The sequence below is a fragment of the Streptomyces coelicoflavus genome (assembly GCF_045041415.1).
Lineage (GTDB): Bacteria > Actinomycetota > Actinomycetes > Streptomycetales > Streptomycetaceae > Streptomyces > Streptomyces coelicoflavus.
In genome coordinates this window covers 7,843,580-7,859,523 of record NZ_CP108218.1, presented here as the reverse complement: position 1 = coordinate 7,859,523, position 15,944 = coordinate 7,843,580, and the positions used below count along the sequence as shown (strand labels likewise).

Sequence of the window (15,944 nt, the reverse complement as noted above, 5' to 3'; positions counted from 1 at the left end):
GTCAGTCCAGTACGAAGGTGCCGCCGGCGGTGGTCGCCAGGTCGTGCCCGAAAGCGGCCGCCGGCGTCCAGGCCCCCGGTCTGCCGGCGCCACGGACCAGCAGGTCGGTGACCGTGGCGGTGACGCCGGTCGTGAAGGCCATGCCCTCGCCGGCCCGGAGCCATCCCTCGCGCCGGGTTCCGTCGGCCCACTCCACGACGGCGTGCCCCCAGGAGTGCTCGCGCGGCCGGGCCGCGGCCTTGACCGTGACCCGGCCGAGACGGTCGACGGCGAGGCGTCGCAGCGCCGGGACGGAGAGCAGGCGGCCCAGCAGCGGAACCACGGCACGCAGCAGCGGAGAGGTCGGCGCGAGACTGGAGGCGGCGGTGACGAACGGTGCGTCACTGGCCGCCCGCGCCGCGAGGAGCTCGCCGGAAGCGACGCCCGCCGACTTGGCCGACGTCCCGTCCGGGAAGACGAGTCGCCGCGGGTCGGCGCCCAGGCGCGAGGCCACCAGCCGCCCGTTGTCGTAGCGCCGCCCGCCGGAGGTGAGCGTGTCCACGATGCCGGTCGCGAGAGCGACGCCGAGCGCACCCGCCTCGACGGCCACCGAGGCCACGGAGTCGACCCTCACCCGGTGCGGCACGGGCCGCTCCTCGCACAGCTTCGCCACCACCGCCTCCGTCGCCAGCACGCCGAAGCCGGCGCCGGTGACCAGGGTGCTGCCCGCCCGCGCGGCTTCGTCGTGCAGGGCGAGCAGCCCCTGCACGGCGACCACGTCGTTGGCCTGATCGACGTAGTGGCCGCCGACGGACACGCAGGCACGGGCGATCACCGGTGCCGTGGCGGCGTAGGCGCCCATCGTGTTCACCACCACGCGCGGACGCTCCCGGACGACCTCGTCCGCGATCCGCTCCGCCGAGTCGGCGACGACCATCCTGACGCCCGCGGGCAGCCCGGCCTCGGCACCGGCTGCGCTCATCCGCTCCCTGCTGCGCCCGACCGGGACCACCCTCAGCCCCCGCGCGGCCAGCCGCGCCGCCACACCCCGGCCCACACGGCCGGTCGCCCCGACGATCCACACCTCGCCGTCCGGACTGCCCCCGTCTGTCGCCTCGAAGGTCCCGCCGGTCCTGCCGGTCTCGCTCATGTCGTATCCCTGCCTGCTCCACACCGCACCGGGGCGGACACCTCAGTGATGACACACCGTGTCATGACTACAGGCTAGCACCGACGACACAGCGAGACATCACCTGTTAGGGTCGTCCCCATGGCAAGGTGGGATCCGGGTGCGGAGCAGCGCCTGAAACGGGCGGCTCTCGAGCTCTACCTGGAGCGCGGCTACGACCACGTGACCGTGACCGACATCGCCGAGCGGGCCGGACTCACCCGGCGCTCCTACTTCCGCTACTTCCCCGACAAGCGCGAGGTCCTGTTCGGCGGCTCGGAGCACCTGCCCCCGGCACTGGCGGACGCCGTCCTGGCGGCAGACCCCGACGCGGCTCCGCTGACCGCGGCTCTCGACGCCCTCACCCTCGTCGGCACCCGCCTCGTCGAGCAGGTTCAGGGCGCGGCGGAGCGCCGGGCGGTCATCGACGCCAGTCCGGAACTGCAGGAACGCGAACGGACCAAGGGAGCCGCGGTCACCCGGGCGATCCGCGACGCCCTGGTCCAGAGGCAGGTGGAGGCCGAGACTGCCGAACTCGTCGCGCAGCTCGCCACCGTGGCCTTCGGCAACGCCTTCCGGCGCTGGATCGACGCCGAGGGACACGCCGGTTTCGCCGAGTGCCTGGACACGGTGACCGACCAGCTGCGGGCCGCCCTCACCGCGACGTGAGCGGCCCGGAGCGCCGTCGGCCTAGGGCCGTCCCTCCAGGACCGTGGGGACGTACTCCAGCAGCTGGAGCCGGCCGTCGAAGGTGCGGCTCTCGACCAGGTCGAGGGTGACGTCCGGGTACTCGTCGAAGATCCTTTCCCTGCCGGTCGCGCCGGTGATGACCGGGAAGACCACCACGCGGAAGCGGTCGACCAGACCGGCTCGGAGCAGCGACCGGCACAGGGTGAGACTGCCGAGGGTGCGCAGCGGGCGCGTCCCCCGGTGTTTCATGTCCCGCACGGCCGAGACCGGGTCGCCTCGCACCAGTTCCGTGTTGTCCCAGGTCAACGGCGTCTGAAGGGTCGAGGAGAACACCACCTTGGGCATCGCGGTCAGTTCGGCGAAGCCGGGCTCACCGGGCATCTCGGCGGCGAATTTGGACATCAGGCGGTAGGTCGTGGCCCCCATGAGGCTGGTGTGCCGCTTCTCGGCGTCCTCGTCGAGCCAGGCGAGATATTCGGGCCCCTCCATGCCCCAGAATCCGGGCCAGCCGTCCGCGGCCGCGTACCCGTCGAGCGAGATGATGAAGTCGACCATGAGGCCTGCCATCGGTCCGTACCTCCTTCGGTAGCGCGCCTGCGTGTTTCCCACCGGATACGACCGGTGCCGGGCCCGGAAGTCATCGGCCCCGGCGAAGGGGAGGGCATCCGGCCGACACGGTCGTCGCGGCCATCTCGGTCGTCGCGGCCATCTCGGTCGTCGCGGTCGTGCCCGCGAAAAGGGGTGGACGCGGTGACGTGCGCGCTTGTAGCTTTCGGTGGACCGTGACACCGCCCGAGGAGGTGAGACCCATGAACGCTGTATCGACGTGGGTGCTCCCCCTTTCCGTCATGGCCGGCGACTGACACAGGTGTCGCCGGGAGCGCCTCGACACCAAGGCACTCCCGAAAGGCAACACCCATGGACTCTGGGCAGTTCACCGCCGAGCCGTCGTCCGACGGAACGGCCCGGCACGACTTCGACGTGATCATCGCCGGATGCGGACCGACCGGCGCGACGCTGGCCGCCGAGCTGCGGCTGCACGATGTGCGGGTACTCGTTCTGGAGCGGGACACCGAGCCCGCGCCGTACGTCCGCATCGTCGCTCTGCACATGCGCAGCATCGAGCTGATGGCCATGCGCGGACTCCTCGACCGTCTGCTCCGGCACGGCAGGCGGCGCCCGCTCGGCGGGCTCTTCGCCGCCCTTCCGGGGCCGGAGCCCGAGGGTCTGGACTCCGAGTACGCCTATCTGCTGGGCATTCCGCAGCCGGTCGTGGTCCGGCTCCTGGAGGAGCACGCGGTCGCCCTGGGCGCGCGGGTGCGGCACGGGGCCGCGGTAGCCGGTTTCGAGCAGGACGACGCGGGTGTGACCGTGGAGCTGGCCGGCGGGGAACGGCTGCGTTCGCGCTACCTCGTCGGCTGTGACGGCGGGCGCAGCACCGTGCGCAAACTGCTGGGCGTCGGCTTCCCCGGCGAGCCCTCGCGCAACGAGACGCTGATGGGCGAGATGGAAGTGGGCATGCCGCCGAAGGAGGTCGCCGCCAGGGTGGCCGGGGTCGGCGGGACCCGGCACCGGTTCTGGCTGCGGCCCTTCGGTACGGAGGTGTACAGCGTCGTGGTCCCCGCCGCCGGGGTCGGCGACCGTACGGCGGCGCCCACGCTGGACGACTTCAGGGAACAGCTGCGCGCCGTCGCCGGAACCGACTTCGGCGTGCACTCCCCGCGCTGGCTGTCCCGCTTCGGGGACGCCACCCGGCTGGCCGAGCGCTACCGGACCGGGCGGGTACTGCTGGCCGGCGACGCGGCGCACATCCATCCGCCCACCGGCGGACAGGGCCTCAACCTGGGTGTCCAGGACGCCTTCAACCTCGGCTGGAAGCTCGCCGCGCGGATCCGCGGCTGGGCGCCGGACACCCTGCTGGACACCTACGAGGCCGAACGCAGGCCGGTCGCCGAGGACGTCCTGGACAACACCCGGGCCCAGATGGAACTGCACTCCACCGACCCCGGCCCGCAGGCCGTACGCAGGCTCCTCACCGAACTGATGGACATCGGCGAGGTGAACCGCCGCCTCACCGAGAAGATCACCGCCACCGGCATCCGTTACGACTTCGGTCCGGGCCACGAACTGCTCGGCCGCCGCCTGCGGGACGTCGACCTGGCTCAGGGCCGTCTCTACGCCCGGTTGCACCGGGGCCGCGGTCTGCTGCTGGACCGCACCGGACGCCTGACCGCGGGCGGCCGGTCGGACCGGGTCGAGCACCTCGCCGACCCGGCGGCCGCGCTGGACGTTCCGTGCGTCCTGCTGCGCCCCGACGGCCATGTCGCCTGGGTGGGCGACGACCAGCGGGACCTGGACGCCCACCTGTCCCGCTGGTTCGGCGCCGGCTGACGGGGACCGGGTGAGCAGCGCGGGCCGCTGCTCACCCGGTCGGCTGGACCTGGTCGAAGAGGGCGAGGGCCTCGGCGGGGTCCGGGCTCACGAGGCGGTCCAGACCTGCCGTCGTGAACCTCGCCCACCTGCCGGCCCGTGCCCACATCCGCTGCTCGAAGGCGCGGACGGTCTCGTCCAGGTCGTCGGTGCCGGCGGCGACGGCCTCGGCGAGTTCGGCGCCCTCCAGCAGGGCGAGGTTCGCGCCCGCCCCCAGCGGCGGCATCAGATGGGCGGCGTCGCCCAGGAGCGTCACGCCGGGGACGTGGGTCCAGGTGTGCGACACGGGCAGGGCGTAGAGGGGTCGGTGGACGAAAGCGGTGCCGTGGCGGAGGAGGTCGAGGACGGGAGCGGCCCAGCCGTCGAACAGGGCCAGCAGAGCCGACCGCACGGCCCCGGCGTCGGCGCCGTCCAGTTCCGGGTGCCGGTCGAGCGGCGCACGGAACTGTGCGTACACCTTGACGTGGCCCCCGCTGCCGCGCTGGGCGACGAGCGCCCGGTTCGCTCCGTACACGGCCACGGAACCGTCGCCGGTCAGCCGGGCGAGGCCCGGATGGCGGGTGTCGACGTCGTCCAGGGAGGTCTCGACCGCGGTGACGCCCGTGTAGTGCGGTGTCACGGCCGAGACCGCCGGGCGGGTTCGCGACCAGGCGCCGTCCGCGCCGACCACGAGGTCGAACGACTCCCGCCGTCCGTCCGTGAAGTGGACCCGCACTCCGTCCCGCGGTGCCGGGTCCACCCTCGTCACGTCCTCGCCCCAGCGGACGTCCAGCGGGCCGAGCAGCAGGTCGCGGAGTTGGCCGCGGTCGATCTCGGGGTTGGCCCGGTCGTCCGGACCCGGCCGCCAGTCGCGCAGGACGGTCCCGTCGGTGTCCAGGATGCGCATGGCCTGCCCCTCCGGACGGGACAGTGCCTGGAACTCCGCCAGCAGCCCCGCCTTGGCCAGCGCGAGCTGGCCGAGCCCTTCGTGCAGGTCCAGGGTGCCGCCCTGCGGTCGGGCGTCGGGGGCCGGCTCGCGTTCGAGGACGGTGACGGGGTGGCCGTGCCGGTGCAGGACGCAGGCGAAGGCCAGTCCGGCGGGACCGCCGCCGATCACGGCGATACGATGCCTCATACCGATACACTGTATTTCCGCCGTACGACGCATCACAACGGTTCGACGCGGTCAGTACGGTGTGATCATGACTGTGTGGGACCGGCCCGAGCCGCCGAATCGCCCCGTTCCGCTCGACCGGGAGCGGATCGTCGCCGCCGCCGTCGCGCTCGCCGACGAGGGCGGACTGACCGCGGTCTCCCTGCGCAAGGTCGCCGCCCGGCTGGACGCCGGTCCGATGCGGCTGTACGGATACATCTCGACCAAGGACGAACTGTTCGACCTCATGGTGGACGCGGTCTACGCCGAGATCCTCCCCGGAGAACAGCCCGGTGACTGGCGGGAGGCGCTGCGCGTCCTCGCCCATCGCACCAGGCGGTCGGCGCTCCGCCACGAATGGCTGGCCGACCTGCTCGGCGGCCGCCCGGCGCTCGGCCCGAACGGCCTGGCCGTGTCCGAGTCCACGCTGGCCGCCCTCGACGGACTCGCCGACGTCGACACCGTCATGCGCGCCGTGGAAACGGTCAGCGCCTACTTCACCGGCGCGATCAGGCGCGAGGTCACGGATCTGCGGGCCGAGCGCGCCACGGGCCTGTCCAAGAGCGAGTGGCAGCGGGCGCGCGGTCCGCACGTGACGCGCATGCTGGCCACGGGCCGCTTTCCGGCGCTGGCGAAGGCCGTGTACGACGGCACGCACGTGGACGCCGAGGAGTCCTACGCGACCGGTCTGGAGTGGGTCCTCGACGCCGTCGCCGCCAGACTCGCCTGAGGCGTTTCCGGTGCCCGCCGCTCTCCTCTGGGTACGGAACCGGGCAACAACGCCTCGACGAGAGACTGGACATGACTGGACACCAAGCCGCTCACCAACCACCGCAACGCGTCGGCGTCGTCGCCGAGTCCCTGCCCGGGGAGACCCGCGTCGCCGCGACGCCCTCGACGGTGCGCCTGCTGCTCGGCCTCGGTTACGAGGTCGTCGTCGAGCCGGGGGCCGGCGCCGCCTCCGGCTTCGGCGACGAGGCCTACGCCGAGGCAGGGGCGAGCGTCGGCGGGGCCTGGGCCTCGGATGTCGTACTGAAGGTCAACGCGCCGACCGACGAGGAGATCGCCGAACTGCGCGCGGGGACGACGCTGGTGGCGCTCGTCGCGCCCGCGCAGCGGCCCGAGTTGCTGGAGGCGCTGGCCGCACGTGGCGTCACCGTGCTCGCCCTGGACGCGGTGCCGCGGATCTCGCGGGCCCAGTCGATGGACGTGCTCAGCTCCATGGCGAACATCGCCGGGTACCGGGCGGTGATCGAAGCCGCGCACGCCTTCGGGCGCTTCTTCACCGGGCAGGTCACCGCGGCGGGCAAGGTGCCGCCGGCGAAGGTACTCGTCGCCGGGGCCGGTGTCGCCGGGCTCGCCGCGATCGGGGCCGCGTCCAGTCTGGGCGCGATCGTCCGCGCCACCGATCCCCGCCCCGAAGTCGCCGACCAGGTGCGGTCGCTGGGCGGTGAGTACCTCGCGGTGAACGTGGTCCAGGAGGAGAGCGCCGACGGCTACGCCAGGGCGACGTCGGCCGACTACGACCGGGCCGCGGCCGCGCTCTACCACGAGCAGGCCCGCGACGTGGACGTCGTCGTCACCACGGCGCTGATACCCGGGCGTCCGGCACCGCGGCTGCTGACCGCCGCCGACGTGGCGGCGATGCGGCCCGGCAGTGTCGTCGTCGACATGGCCGCCGCCCAGGGCGGCAACGTCGAGGGGACCGTCGCGGGCCGGAGTGTGGTGACCGACAACGGTGTGACCCTCATCGGCTACACGGACCTGGCGTCCCGGCTGCCCGCCCAGGCGTCGCAGCTGTTCGGCACCAACCTGGTCAACCTGCTCCGGCTCCTCACCCCCGGCGAGGACGGCCGGATCGCCGTCGACTTCGACGACGTGGTGCAGCGGACCGTGACCGTGGTCCGGGCGGGCACGGTCACCTGGCCTCCCCCACCCGTTCCCGTGTCGGCGGCCCCGCCCGCCACCGCACCGGCGGCGCCCCCCGCCGCAGCGGTGAGCGCGAAGCCCCGGCTCACCGCGGCAGGACGTTCCGGACTGATCGGTCTCGGCATGGCGGCGGTCTTCCTGATGGTCGCCTTCGCCCCGGCCCGGTTGGCGGAGAACTTCACGGTGTTCGCGCTGGCGGTGGTCATCGGTTACTACGTCATCGGCAAGGTGCACCACTCCCTGCACACCCCGCTGATGTCGGTGACCAACGCCATCTCGGGGATCGTCGTGATCGGTGCCCTCCTTCAGATCGGGCACGAGAGCGCGCTCGTCACCGTGCTGTCCTTCGTGGCGATCCTGCTGACGAGCGTGAACATCTTCGGAGGGTTCGCCGTCACCCGCCGCATGCTGTCCATGTTCTCGAGAGGCGGCTCCCGATGACGTCCATGACCGCCTCCCGCGCCGCCGACCTGGTCGCGGCCCTGCTGTTCGTCCTCAGCCTGGCCGGTCTGTCCCGGCACCGGACGTCACGCGCCGGCGTCGTCTACGGCATCGCCGGCATGGCACTCGCCCTGGCCGCCACCGTCGTGGTCGCGGCGCGGAACGTCTCCGCCGGTCCGGTCGCGTTGATCCTGCTCGCCATGGTGATCGGCGCCGCGTCGGGACTGTGGCGGGCGCGGCGCGTGGAGATGACGCAGATGCCCGAGCTGATCGCGGTGCTGCACAGCTTCGTCGGTCTCGCGGCCGTCCTGGTCGGCTGGAACAGCTACCTCGAGGTCGAAGCCCACGGCTCGACGGGCCGGATCGCCGCCGACCTCGTCGGCATCCACCACGCCGAGGTGTTCATCGGCGTCTTCATCGGCGCGGTCACCTTCACCGGTTCCGTGGTCGCGTACCTGAAGCTGTCCGCGCGGATCAGGTCCCGGCCCCTGATGCTGCCCGGCAAGAACGCCCTCAACCTGGGGGCGCTGGGCGTGTTCGCGGTGCTGACGGTCTGGTTCACCGTCAGTCCGAACCTCCCGCTGATGGTGGCGGTCACGGTCCTGGCGCTCGCCCTGGGCTGGCACCTGGTGGCCTCCATCGGCGGCGGCGACATGCCCGTCGTCGTCTCGATGCTCAACAGCTACTCCGGCTGGGCCGCGGCCGCCGCCGGGTTCCTGCTGGACAACAACCTGCTCATCGTCACCGGGGCGCTGGTCGGGTCCTCCGGTGCGTATCTGAGCTACATCATGTGCCAGGCGATGAACCGTTCCTTCCTCTCCGTCATCGCCGGCGGCTTCGGCATCGAGGCCCCGCCGGGCGGCGACGAGGAGCAGGGCGAGCACCGCGAGGTACGGGCGCACGACGCGGCCGAACTGCTCGCGCGGGCCCGGTCGGTGGTGATCACCCCCGGCTACGGCATGGCCGTGGCGCAGGCACAGCACCCGGTGGCGGAGCTGACGCGGCGGCTGCGCGAGCGCGGGACCGAGGTGCGCTTCGGCGTCCACCCGGTCGCCGGGCGGCTGCCCGGGCACATGAACGTGCTCCTCGCCGAGGCGAAGGTGCCGTACGACATCGTGCTGGAGATGGACGAGATCAACGACGACTTCGCCGGCACGTCGGTCGTGCTGGTCATCGGTGCGAACGACACGGTCAATCCCTCGGCGACCGAGGACCCCGCCAGCCCGATCGCGGGCATGCCCGTGCTGCGGGTGTGGGAGGCGGAGCAGGTCGTCGTCTTCAAGCGCTCGATGGCCTCCGGCTACGCGGGCGTGCAGAATCCGTTGTTCTTCCGGGAGAACAGCAGCATGCTCTTCGGCGACGCCAAGCAGAGCGTCGAGGGGATCCTCCAGGCGCTCGACGCGATGACCGGGCCGGGCCCGGCGGAGGCCGCGCAGGGGGCGACAGCGGTGCGGTGACCGGGCCGTCCTCGACGGTGAGGTGCAGGGCGAACCGGGCGCGGTAGGCGCGTCCGGTGAGCCGGGCCGTCTGGCGGATCTCGCCGAGCACCACCGCATGGTCGCCGTCCACGAGCTTGGAGTTCCGGCGCCGCTTCCATGGACATGGACACGGTCGGCCCCTCCCCCGGCCCGCGCCACGGCGAGGCAGGTGGGCGCGGACTTCCGTCAGGCCCCGTCCAGCCACTCGGCCAGGGCGGCGGCCCCGCTGTGGTCCACGTCCTTGGTCGCCGTCAGCAGGGTGACCTTGGCGTGCGCCGACAGGTCCCGCAGCCGCCGCAGCGGGTCCTGGTGGTCGGAGTCCTCCAGTTCGGCGTAGTAGCGGCGCCGGAACTCCTCGTAGCGCTGGGGTTCGTGGTGGTACCAGCGGCGCAGATCGGCCGACGGGGCGACGTCGCGCAGCCACTCGTCCAGATCGGCCTTCTCCTTGCTCACGCCGCGGGGCCACAGGCGGTCGACGAGCACCCGCTTGCCGTCCTGCGGTGTGGGATCCTCGTAGATCCTCCGGTACGCGACCCGTGCAGCCATGACCCGCCTTTCCGCAGCGACCGGGGACTCCTGGGGACCGGGCGGCTTCCAGCGGCCGGCCGACGTGCTTCCGGTTCAAGTGAACCGCCTCGGCGGGCCGCAAACACGGGCGGGGTGCCGGCCGCGTCAGCCTCGCACGGCGGGCCAGTCGGCGAGCCCCTCCGCCCCGGGCGGCCGCGCGACGGCCTGCTCCACGGAGTCGTGGAAGGAGTAGACCGCCCCCAGGCCGCCGAGGGTGAAGACGTTCAGGAGCCGGTGGTCGGAACAGGCGATCCGCAGCGACCCGTGATGGCCCCGGATGCGCTTGGTCACGGCCACGATCATGCCGAGGCCCATGGAGTCGATGAAGGGCGCGTCGCACAGGTCGAGCACGAAGTGCCTGTGGCCCTCGGCGAGGCGCCGGCCCACCTCGGCCCGGACCAGGGGCGCGAAGGCGATGTCGATCTCCTGGTCCGCCCTGACGACGGTCCAGCCGTTGGCCACGTGGCAACCGACCCGCGTGTCCGGTCCCGCGATGCCCTGCTCGCTCACTTCTCGCTCCCTTGCAACCCTGTCCGATTTGCCCGCCATATCCAGGAAACGCGGTACGGCCCCCGTGCCACAAGAGCCCGGTTTTCAGATGGTGAGCGAGAGCCCCCGGGAGACCCGTTCCGCGGTGTCGAGCAGCGTCGCCACCGCGTCGTCGAGGCAGGTCGTGCGGTTGACGTCCACGGAGATGCCGAGCGATCCGATGGTGTCGCCCCGGCGGACGGGCACCGCGACACAGGCGGTGCCCAGACGGTACTCCTCGATGTCGGTGACGGCCGTGCCCGGCGGGGAGGCGTCGAGACGCCGCAGCAGCTCGGCGCGGTAGGTGACGGTGCGCGGGGTGAGGTCGTTCAGCGCGTGGCGGGAGAGGTAGTCGGCGCGGGCGTCGGCGTCCAGCTCGCGCAGCACGCTCTTGCCGAGCGCCGTGGCGTGTCCCGCGTCCTCGAAGCCGACCCACAGATCGACCCGGGGTGCTTTGGGCCCGTCCACGATCTCGGCGACCCGGATCTCGCCGTCCTCGTACAGGGTCAGGTAGGCCGCGGCCGACAGGCCGTCCCGCAGTTCCGTGAGCGTGGGGCGGACCCTGCTGAGCGCCGTCTGGTCGCGGCTCCCCGCGTGCAGTGCGCCGAGCCGCTCCCCCAGGACGAACGTGCCGTCCTCGAGTTTGCGCACGTAGCCGTCGTGCACCATGGTGCGCAGCAGGTGGTAGGTGGTGCCCAGGGCCAGCCCCGTCTCGCGCGCCAGCTGCTTGGCCGGTGCGCCGCTCTCGTGGGCGCCCACGGCTTCCATCAGCCGAAAGGCTCGCTGCACCGAGGAGATGAGCGTGGGGCCCTCCTGACCGCTCATTCCTCCACCCTGCGCCACGGCGGAACGGTCCGGCAAGTGCGGCCGCCGCGGCGGCACGCGCCCCGCGGGGAACCGCGTCAATGAGTACGGGCTGAGTATCCGCGCTCATGTCACGGCACGTGGCGGGGGCCACACTCCGAGGCATGACGAACCTTCCGCCCCCGGCCGAGGAGCTGCGGCTGCTGGACGCCGAGCTGCGGCAACTCGACCTGCGCCGCGCGGTCCTGCTGCGACGCCGTGAGTGGCTGATCCACACCTTGCGGGCGGCCGCCGCCCCGCCGTCCGCCCAGGGCACTGGCACCACGCCGGTGCCCGGCCGGCCGGACACCGGCGTGAGCGGCGCCGTCCGGCGGCCGGAGGCCACCGCGCCCGGCGTGCAGAACGTACTGCTGGTGCTCGGGGGTGTGCTGCTGGCGGTCGCGGCGATCGCCTTCACCCTGGTCAGCTGGGGTCACATGGGGATCGCGGGACGTGCGCTGGTACTCGGCGCGCTGACCGTCGCCGCGCTGGGCGTTCCCGTGGTGCTGCTGCGGCGCGGGCTGCGGTCGACCGCCGAGGCGGTGGCCGCCCTGGGGACGATCCTGACCGTGCTGGACGCCTACGCCCTCCACGAGGTGGCGTTCGCCGGCACGGACGGCCTGGGGTACACGGCGGCCGGGTCCGCCGTCCTGGCGGCGGTGTGGGCCGTGTACGGGGTGGTGGCGGGCGCTGCGGTGCCCCCGCCCGCCCCGGCGGCGGAGCGCGGCACGGCGGCCGGGGGTGCGCGCTCCGGACTCCGGCATCCCGTCCCGCTCGCCGTGGCCACCGCGCACCTGCCCCTGCTGCTGTGGGCGCTCGCCGTCGGCGCGGGTCCGCACACGGTCACGGCCGTGCTGCTGCTGACCGCGGCCGGCGGCACCGCCGTCGCCCTGCGGGCGGCCCCGGCGCCGGTGCGTGTGGTCGCCGTGGTCGGTGCGCTGGGCATGGGTGTCGTTGGTGTCCTGTCGGCCGGATGGCTCTGCTGGAGCGCGTCCGACGCGGGCGCGGCTGCCCGGGCGGCGGCGCTCCTGGTCGTGGCGGCGGTGGTCGCCCTGGTCGCCGGCCGTTCGGTCCGCGACCCGGGGACGGGGATGGGCGCCGCCCTGGCCGCGGGCCTGTGTCTGGTCGCCGGGGCCGGCGGGGTGCTGCGGGCTTCGCTGCCGGGCGAGTGGACCGTGCCGGGGTGTGTGGTCTGCGCGCTCGCCCTGCTGGCGGCGGACCGGACGCCGCTGTCCCGGCCGCTGCGTCGGGGACTGGTGCGTGCTTCGGCGGCTGTCCAGTGCTTCGCCGTGCTGTGGTCGGTTCCGCTGGTCGCCGGGACCGTGCTCGGCCCGGTGACGCAGGTCGCGCGGCCGTGGTCCGGCGCCCCGGGAGACGTCCGGGACGCCGTGTTCACGGACGTGCCGTGGCCTCCGTACGCAAGCACCGGGCCGCTCGTCCTCGCCGCCGTGGCAGCCGTGGTGCTGGTTGCCGGACGGAACACGGCCCGCAGCGCCACCTCCGGGGTGGTGGCGCTCGTCCTCGGCTGGGCGGCCGTCATCACCGTCCCGGTGGTGCTGCAACTGCCGTACCCGGCCGGGCTGGTGGGGCAGGGGGTCGTGGTCGTGGCGGTGCTGGGCCTGGCGGAGTGGTCCGGCCGGGCCGGGAACCGGCCGTCGCCCCTGCCCCTCACGGCCCTGTTGCTGGCTCTCGTCACCTCGGTCGACCTGGCCTTCCTCGCGCTGGCCTCCGAGTCCGCGACGATCGGTGTTCTCGTGTGCCTGACGGTCCTGTTCGGTGCCGCCTGCCGCGGCCGGGTGGCCGCCCCCTTCGCCGCGCCCGCCGCCCTCGGCCATGCCACGGCGCTGGCCTGTGCGATCGGGGCGTCCGCCGGCTGGCGGCCGCACGACACGGCGCTGCTGGTTCTCGTCGTCCCCGCCGTCGCCGCCCTGGTCGCCTCGCGTACGAGCGGCTCGCGCGCGACGGTGCCGGTCGAGGTGGCGGGCGCGGCCGCGGGACTGCTCGCCCTCGCGCTCGCCGTGACGGATCCGCCGATGCTGGCCGTGGTGCTCTCCCTCTGCGGTGTCCTCACGGCCGGCACCGCGCTGCGTCCGGAGCGACGGGCGGCCGGATACGCGGCTGCCGCCCTGTTCCTGCTGGCCACCTGGGTGCGCCTGACGGCCTGGGAGGTCACCACGCCGGAGGCCTACACCCTGCCGGTGACAGCACCCGCGCTGATCGTCGGGTTGCTGCGCCGACGCCGCGACACGGCCGTCTCCTCCTGGACGGCGTACGGCGCCGGCCTGGCGCTCACCCTGGTGCCGAGTCTGCTCGCGGCCTGGGACGACCGGCACTGGCTGCGGCCCCTGCTGCTCGGCGTGGCCGCGCTCGCGGTGACCCTGGCGGGCGCCCGGTACCGGCTCCAGGCGCCGCTGGTCGTCGGAGGGGGTGTGCTCGCGCTGGTCACACTGCACGAACTCGCCCCGTACCTCGTCCAGGTCGTCGGCGCGCTCCCCCGTTGGGCACCTCCGGCCCTCGCCGGTCTGGTGCTGCTGGCACTGGGGGCCACCTACGAGCAGCGGCTGCGTGACGCGCGGCGACTGCGGGAAGCACTGGGGCGGCTGCGTTGAGCCCGTCACGTGCACAAACGAGGGGCCCGGTGTCGAACCGGTGCAGCTTTGCGGCCGGGGTCATGGAACCCGGACGAGGCCGCACATCTTGCCGTGGGCCGCTGATCGGCTTCGTGATAACACGAAGTGATCAACTCGAAAGGCCTACGACCATGGGTATCTTCAGCCGTCGCCAGACCGCCACCGACGAGCCGACCGCGGCTGCGGGCCAGGACCGGCCCGCCGCGCGGTCCGCGACAGCGGGGGCCGGACCCGATCCGGCCCTTCGCGCCCTGACCGGGCACTGGACCATCGACCGCCCCCACAGCCGGATCGGGTTCTCCGTGCGGCATGCCATGGTCACCACGGTCCGCGGGGCCTTCACCGACTACGACAGCACGCTCTACTTCGACGGGGCCGACCCCTCCGGCTCCCGGGCCGACATCGTCATGCGCGTCGCCAGTGTCGACACCGGCGTGGAGCAACGGGACGCCCACCTCGTCGGCAAGGACTTCTTCGACGTACGCCGCTACCCGGAGATGACCTTCCGCAGCACCCGGGCCGTCCAGGAGTCGGCGGAGACGTTCCGCATGACGGGAGACCTCACCATCCGGGACACGACCCGGCCCGTCGAGCTGCAACTGGACTACCTCGGTTCGGTCGTGGACCCGTTCGGGTACGAGCGGGCCGGTTTCGACGGAACCACCACCATCGACCGCAGGGACTGGGGCCTGGTCTACAACCAGCGGCTCGAGGCGGGCGGCAGCATGGTGAGCGAGAAGGTCCGCCTTCAGTTCGACATCTCCGCGATCCGCTCCTCCTGAGTCCGCGGTCCCGGACTCCTGGTGGACCCCACGGTGGTGGACCGCACGGTCAATAGACTGCTCGCCGAGGCAGCGAGAAGGGACCGCATGTGAGTCACGATGACCGGACAACGATGTCGGAACTGCGCGTCGGCGTGATCGGGGTGGGCCAGCGCGCGCCCATGGCCGCGTTGGCCAACCGTCCCGGTGTCGCCCGGGTCGTCTCCTGCGCCGATCCGGACCCGCGGGGCCGGGACGACGCCAGGAGCCTGTTCGGACCCGACGTGGTGCTGCACGAGCGGTACGAGGAGATGGCCGACGACGGCCTGGACGCCGTGTTCGTGCTCACGCCCGACCACGTGCACACGCGGCCCGCGCTGTTCTTCCTGGCCGCCGGGGTCCCGGTGTTCGTGGAGAAGCCCCTGGCGATCACCGTCGAGGACTGCGACGCCCTGCTCCGGGCCGCGTACGACTCCCGCAGCCGCCTGTACGTGGGCCACAACCTGCGTCATCTGCCGGTGCTGCGGCGGATGCGCGCGCTGATCGACGACGGTGCGATAGGCCGGGTGCGCGCGGTGTGGTGCCGCCACTTCGTCGGGCACGGCGGGGACTTCTACTTCAAGGACTGGCACGCGGAGCGGGCCAACACCACGGGACTGCTCCTGCAGAAGGGCGCCCACGACCTCGACGTGATCCACTGGCTCGCCGGGGGCTGGTCCAGGAGTGTCGTGGCGCAGGGCGCCCTGTCGGTGTACGGCGACAATCCGCGGCGCGGGGCCGGTGATCCGGCACCGGCGGGCGGGCGCATGCCCGACTGGTTCGACGCCGACGTCTGGCCGCCGTCCGCGTTGCGGGACCTGAACCCCGTCGTCGACGTCGAGGACATCAGCATGATGCTGACGCGGCTGGACAACGGCGTTCTGGCCAGCTACCAGCAGTGCCACTTCACGCCGGACTACTGGCGCAACTACACCGTCGTCGGGGACGAGGGGCGGCTGGAGAACTTCGGCGACGGCATCGACGGCGACGACGCGACGATCCAGGTGTGGAACCGGCGCCGCTCCGGCTACCGGCGCGACGGCGACCTCACCGTCCCCGTCGCCACCCCCTCCGAGGGCGATCACGGCGGCGCGGACCGCGCGCTGGTCGACGAGTTCCTCCGCTTCGCCGCCGCAGGGGGGCCGACGGAGACGTCTCCGGTGGCGGCCCGCGAGGCGGTCGCCGCCGCGGTCGCCGCGACGGCCTCGCTCCGCTCGGGCGGCACCCCGGTCGAGGTGCCCGCACCGCCCGCGGAGGTCGTCGACTACTTCCGGCGGCACCAGCCCGCGCGCCCGCCGGTGTGACACGGCGCCCCCGGCGGCCGTCGCG

At 73.2% G+C, this 15,944-nt stretch carries 14 protein-coding genes and 1 pseudogene; 8 read left to right on the top strand and 7 right to left on the bottom strand.

Translation table 11 applies throughout. The annotated features are described in order from the left end of the window. Position 1 precedes the first annotated feature (1 nt). Positions 2–1,129, bottom strand: a complete 1,128-nt coding sequence (locus OHA99_RS35425; protein ID WP_205616790.1) for a saccharopine dehydrogenase NADP-binding domain-containing protein — start codon at positions 1,127–1,129, stop codon at positions 2–4. A 120-nt stretch (positions 1,130–1,249) separates the two neighbouring features. On the opposite strand from OHA99_RS35425, the gene OHA99_RS35420 reads away from it, so the two are divergent. Beyond that, positions 1,250–1,816, top strand: a complete 567-nt coding sequence (locus OHA99_RS35420; protein WP_405698814.1) for a TetR/AcrR family transcriptional regulator — start codon at positions 1,250–1,252, stop codon at positions 1,814–1,816. A 21-nt stretch (positions 1,817–1,837) separates the two neighbouring features. Here the strand turns inward: OHA99_RS35420 and OHA99_RS35415 are convergent, their stop codons facing one another. Further along, positions 1,838–2,404 carry a dihydrofolate reductase family protein gene (locus OHA99_RS35415; protein ID WP_405698812.1) on the bottom strand — a complete coding sequence of 189 codons (567 nt, stop codon included), beginning with the start codon at positions 2,402–2,404 and terminating at the stop codon, positions 1,838–1,840. A gap of 351 nt (positions 2,405–2,755) precedes the next feature. Between OHA99_RS35415 and OHA99_RS35410 the strand changes: the two genes are divergently transcribed. Beyond that, a complete protein-coding gene (locus tag OHA99_RS35410; protein ID WP_153181497.1) occupies positions 2,756–4,228 on the top strand; it encodes an FAD-dependent monooxygenase in 1,473 nt (490 codons plus the stop codon). Between the two features lie 31 nt (positions 4,229–4,259). On the opposite strand, the gene OHA99_RS35405 is transcribed toward OHA99_RS35410, so the two are convergent. After that, positions 4,260–5,381, bottom strand: coding sequence for an FAD-dependent oxidoreductase (locus tag OHA99_RS35405; RefSeq protein ID WP_405698809.1), 1,122 nt, complete (start codon positions 5,379–5,381; stop codon positions 4,260–4,262). 67 nt (positions 5,382–5,448) lie between these two features. Here OHA99_RS35405 and OHA99_RS35400 point away from each other — a divergent pair, with 67 nt between their 5' ends. From OHA99_RS35400 to pntB, 3 genes are all read left to right on the top strand, one after another. Then, positions 5,449–6,129 (top strand): TetR/AcrR family transcriptional regulator, encoded by a 681-nt coding sequence (locus tag OHA99_RS35400; protein ID WP_405698808.1) that lies wholly within the window; start codon positions 5,449–5,451, stop codon positions 6,127–6,129. Positions 6,130–6,200: 71 nt separating this feature from the next. After that, complete coding sequence (locus OHA99_RS35395; protein WP_405698806.1) at positions 6,201–7,769, top strand: Re/Si-specific NAD(P)(+) transhydrogenase subunit alpha; 1,569 nt, start codon at positions 6,201–6,203, stop codon at positions 7,767–7,769. Then, positions 7,766–9,226 (top strand): Re/Si-specific NAD(P)(+) transhydrogenase subunit beta, encoded by a 1,461-nt coding sequence (gene pntB / locus OHA99_RS35390; protein ID WP_164386094.1) that lies wholly within the window; start codon positions 7,766–7,768, stop codon positions 9,224–9,226. The genes OHA99_RS35395 and pntB overlap by 4 nt, the downstream gene beginning before the upstream one ends. On the opposite strand, the pseudogene OHA99_RS35385 reads toward pntB, so the two are convergent. From OHA99_RS35385 to OHA99_RS35370, 4 genes and pseudogenes are all read right to left on the bottom strand, one after another. Then, positions 9,222–9,341, bottom strand: a pseudogene (locus OHA99_RS35385) (ketosteroid isomerase); the annotation flags it as partial. The gene pntB and the pseudogene OHA99_RS35385 sit on opposite strands and share 5 nt — an antisense overlap. Before the next feature lie 92 nt (positions 9,342–9,433). Next, a complete protein-coding gene (locus OHA99_RS35380) occupies positions 9,434–9,793 on the bottom strand; it encodes a DUF488 domain-containing protein (protein WP_153181493.1) in 360 nt (119 codons plus the stop codon). 126 nt (positions 9,794–9,919) lie between these two features. Further along, positions 9,920–10,324 carry an STAS domain-containing protein gene (locus tag OHA99_RS35375; RefSeq protein WP_153181492.1) on the bottom strand — a complete coding sequence of 135 codons (405 nt, stop codon included), beginning with the start codon at positions 10,322–10,324 and terminating at the stop codon, positions 9,920–9,922. 84 nt (positions 10,325–10,408) lie between these two features. Continuing rightward, complete coding sequence (locus tag OHA99_RS35370; RefSeq protein WP_153181491.1) at positions 10,409–11,167, bottom strand: IclR family transcriptional regulator; 759 nt, start codon at positions 11,165–11,167, stop codon at positions 10,409–10,411. A 143-nt stretch (positions 11,168–11,310) separates the two neighbouring features. On the opposite strand from OHA99_RS35370, the gene OHA99_RS35365 reads away from it, so the two are divergent. From OHA99_RS35365 to OHA99_RS35355, 3 genes are all read left to right on the top strand, one after another. After that, complete coding sequence (locus OHA99_RS35365; protein ID WP_405698804.1) at positions 11,311–13,794, top strand: SCO7613 C-terminal domain-containing membrane protein; 2,484 nt, start codon at positions 11,311–11,313, stop codon at positions 13,792–13,794. Between the two features lie 152 nt (positions 13,795–13,946). Continuing rightward, entirely contained in the window at positions 13,947–14,597 is a 651-nt protein-coding gene (locus tag OHA99_RS35360; protein WP_164386090.1) for a YceI family protein, read from the top strand. Positions 14,598–14,710: 113 nt separating this feature from the next. Continuing rightward, on the top strand, positions 14,711–15,919 hold the full coding sequence (locus tag OHA99_RS35355; RefSeq protein ID WP_153181488.1) for a Gfo/Idh/MocA family protein: 1,209 nt from the start codon (positions 14,711–14,713) through the stop codon (positions 15,917–15,919). Positions 15,920–15,944: the final 25 nt, after the last annotated feature.

Coding starts and splice junctions, on each gene's coding strand:
- OHA99_RS35400 (WP_405698808.1), top strand. CDS start 5,449: ATGACTGTGTGGGACCGGCCCGAGCCGCCGAATCGCCCCGTTCCGCTC.
- OHA99_RS35425 (WP_205616790.1), bottom strand. CDS start 1,129: ATGAGCGAGACCGGCAGGACCGGCGGGACCTTCGAGGCGACAGACGGG.
- OHA99_RS35365 (WP_405698804.1), top strand. CDS start 11,311: ATGACGAACCTTCCGCCCCCGGCCGAGGAGCTGCGGCTGCTGGACGCC.
- OHA99_RS35415 (WP_405698812.1), bottom strand. CDS start 2,404: ATGGCAGGCCTCATGGTCGACTTCATCATCTCGCTCGACGGGTACGCG.
- OHA99_RS35420 (WP_405698814.1), top strand. CDS start 1,250: ATGGCAAGGTGGGATCCGGGTGCGGAGCAGCGCCTGAAACGGGCGGCT.
- OHA99_RS35380 (WP_153181493.1), bottom strand. CDS start 9,793: ATGGCTGCACGGGTCGCGTACCGGAGGATCTACGAGGATCCCACACCG.
- pntB (WP_164386094.1), top strand. CDS start 7,766: ATGACGTCCATGACCGCCTCCCGCGCCGCCGACCTGGTCGCGGCCCTG.
- OHA99_RS35360 (WP_164386090.1), top strand. CDS start 13,947: ATGGGTATCTTCAGCCGTCGCCAGACCGCCACCGACGAGCCGACCGCG.
- OHA99_RS35355 (WP_153181488.1), top strand. CDS start 14,711: ATGTCGGAACTGCGCGTCGGCGTGATCGGGGTGGGCCAGCGCGCGCCC.
- OHA99_RS35405 (WP_405698809.1), bottom strand. CDS start 5,381: ATGAGGCATCGTATCGCCGTGATCGGCGGCGGTCCCGCCGGACTGGCC.
- OHA99_RS35395 (WP_405698806.1), top strand. CDS start 6,201: ATGACTGGACACCAAGCCGCTCACCAACCACCGCAACGCGTCGGCGTC.
- OHA99_RS35370 (WP_153181491.1), bottom strand. CDS start 11,167: ATGAGCGGTCAGGAGGGCCCCACGCTCATCTCCTCGGTGCAGCGAGCC.
- OHA99_RS35410 (WP_153181497.1), top strand. CDS start 2,756: ATGGACTCTGGGCAGTTCACCGCCGAGCCGTCGTCCGACGGAACGGCC.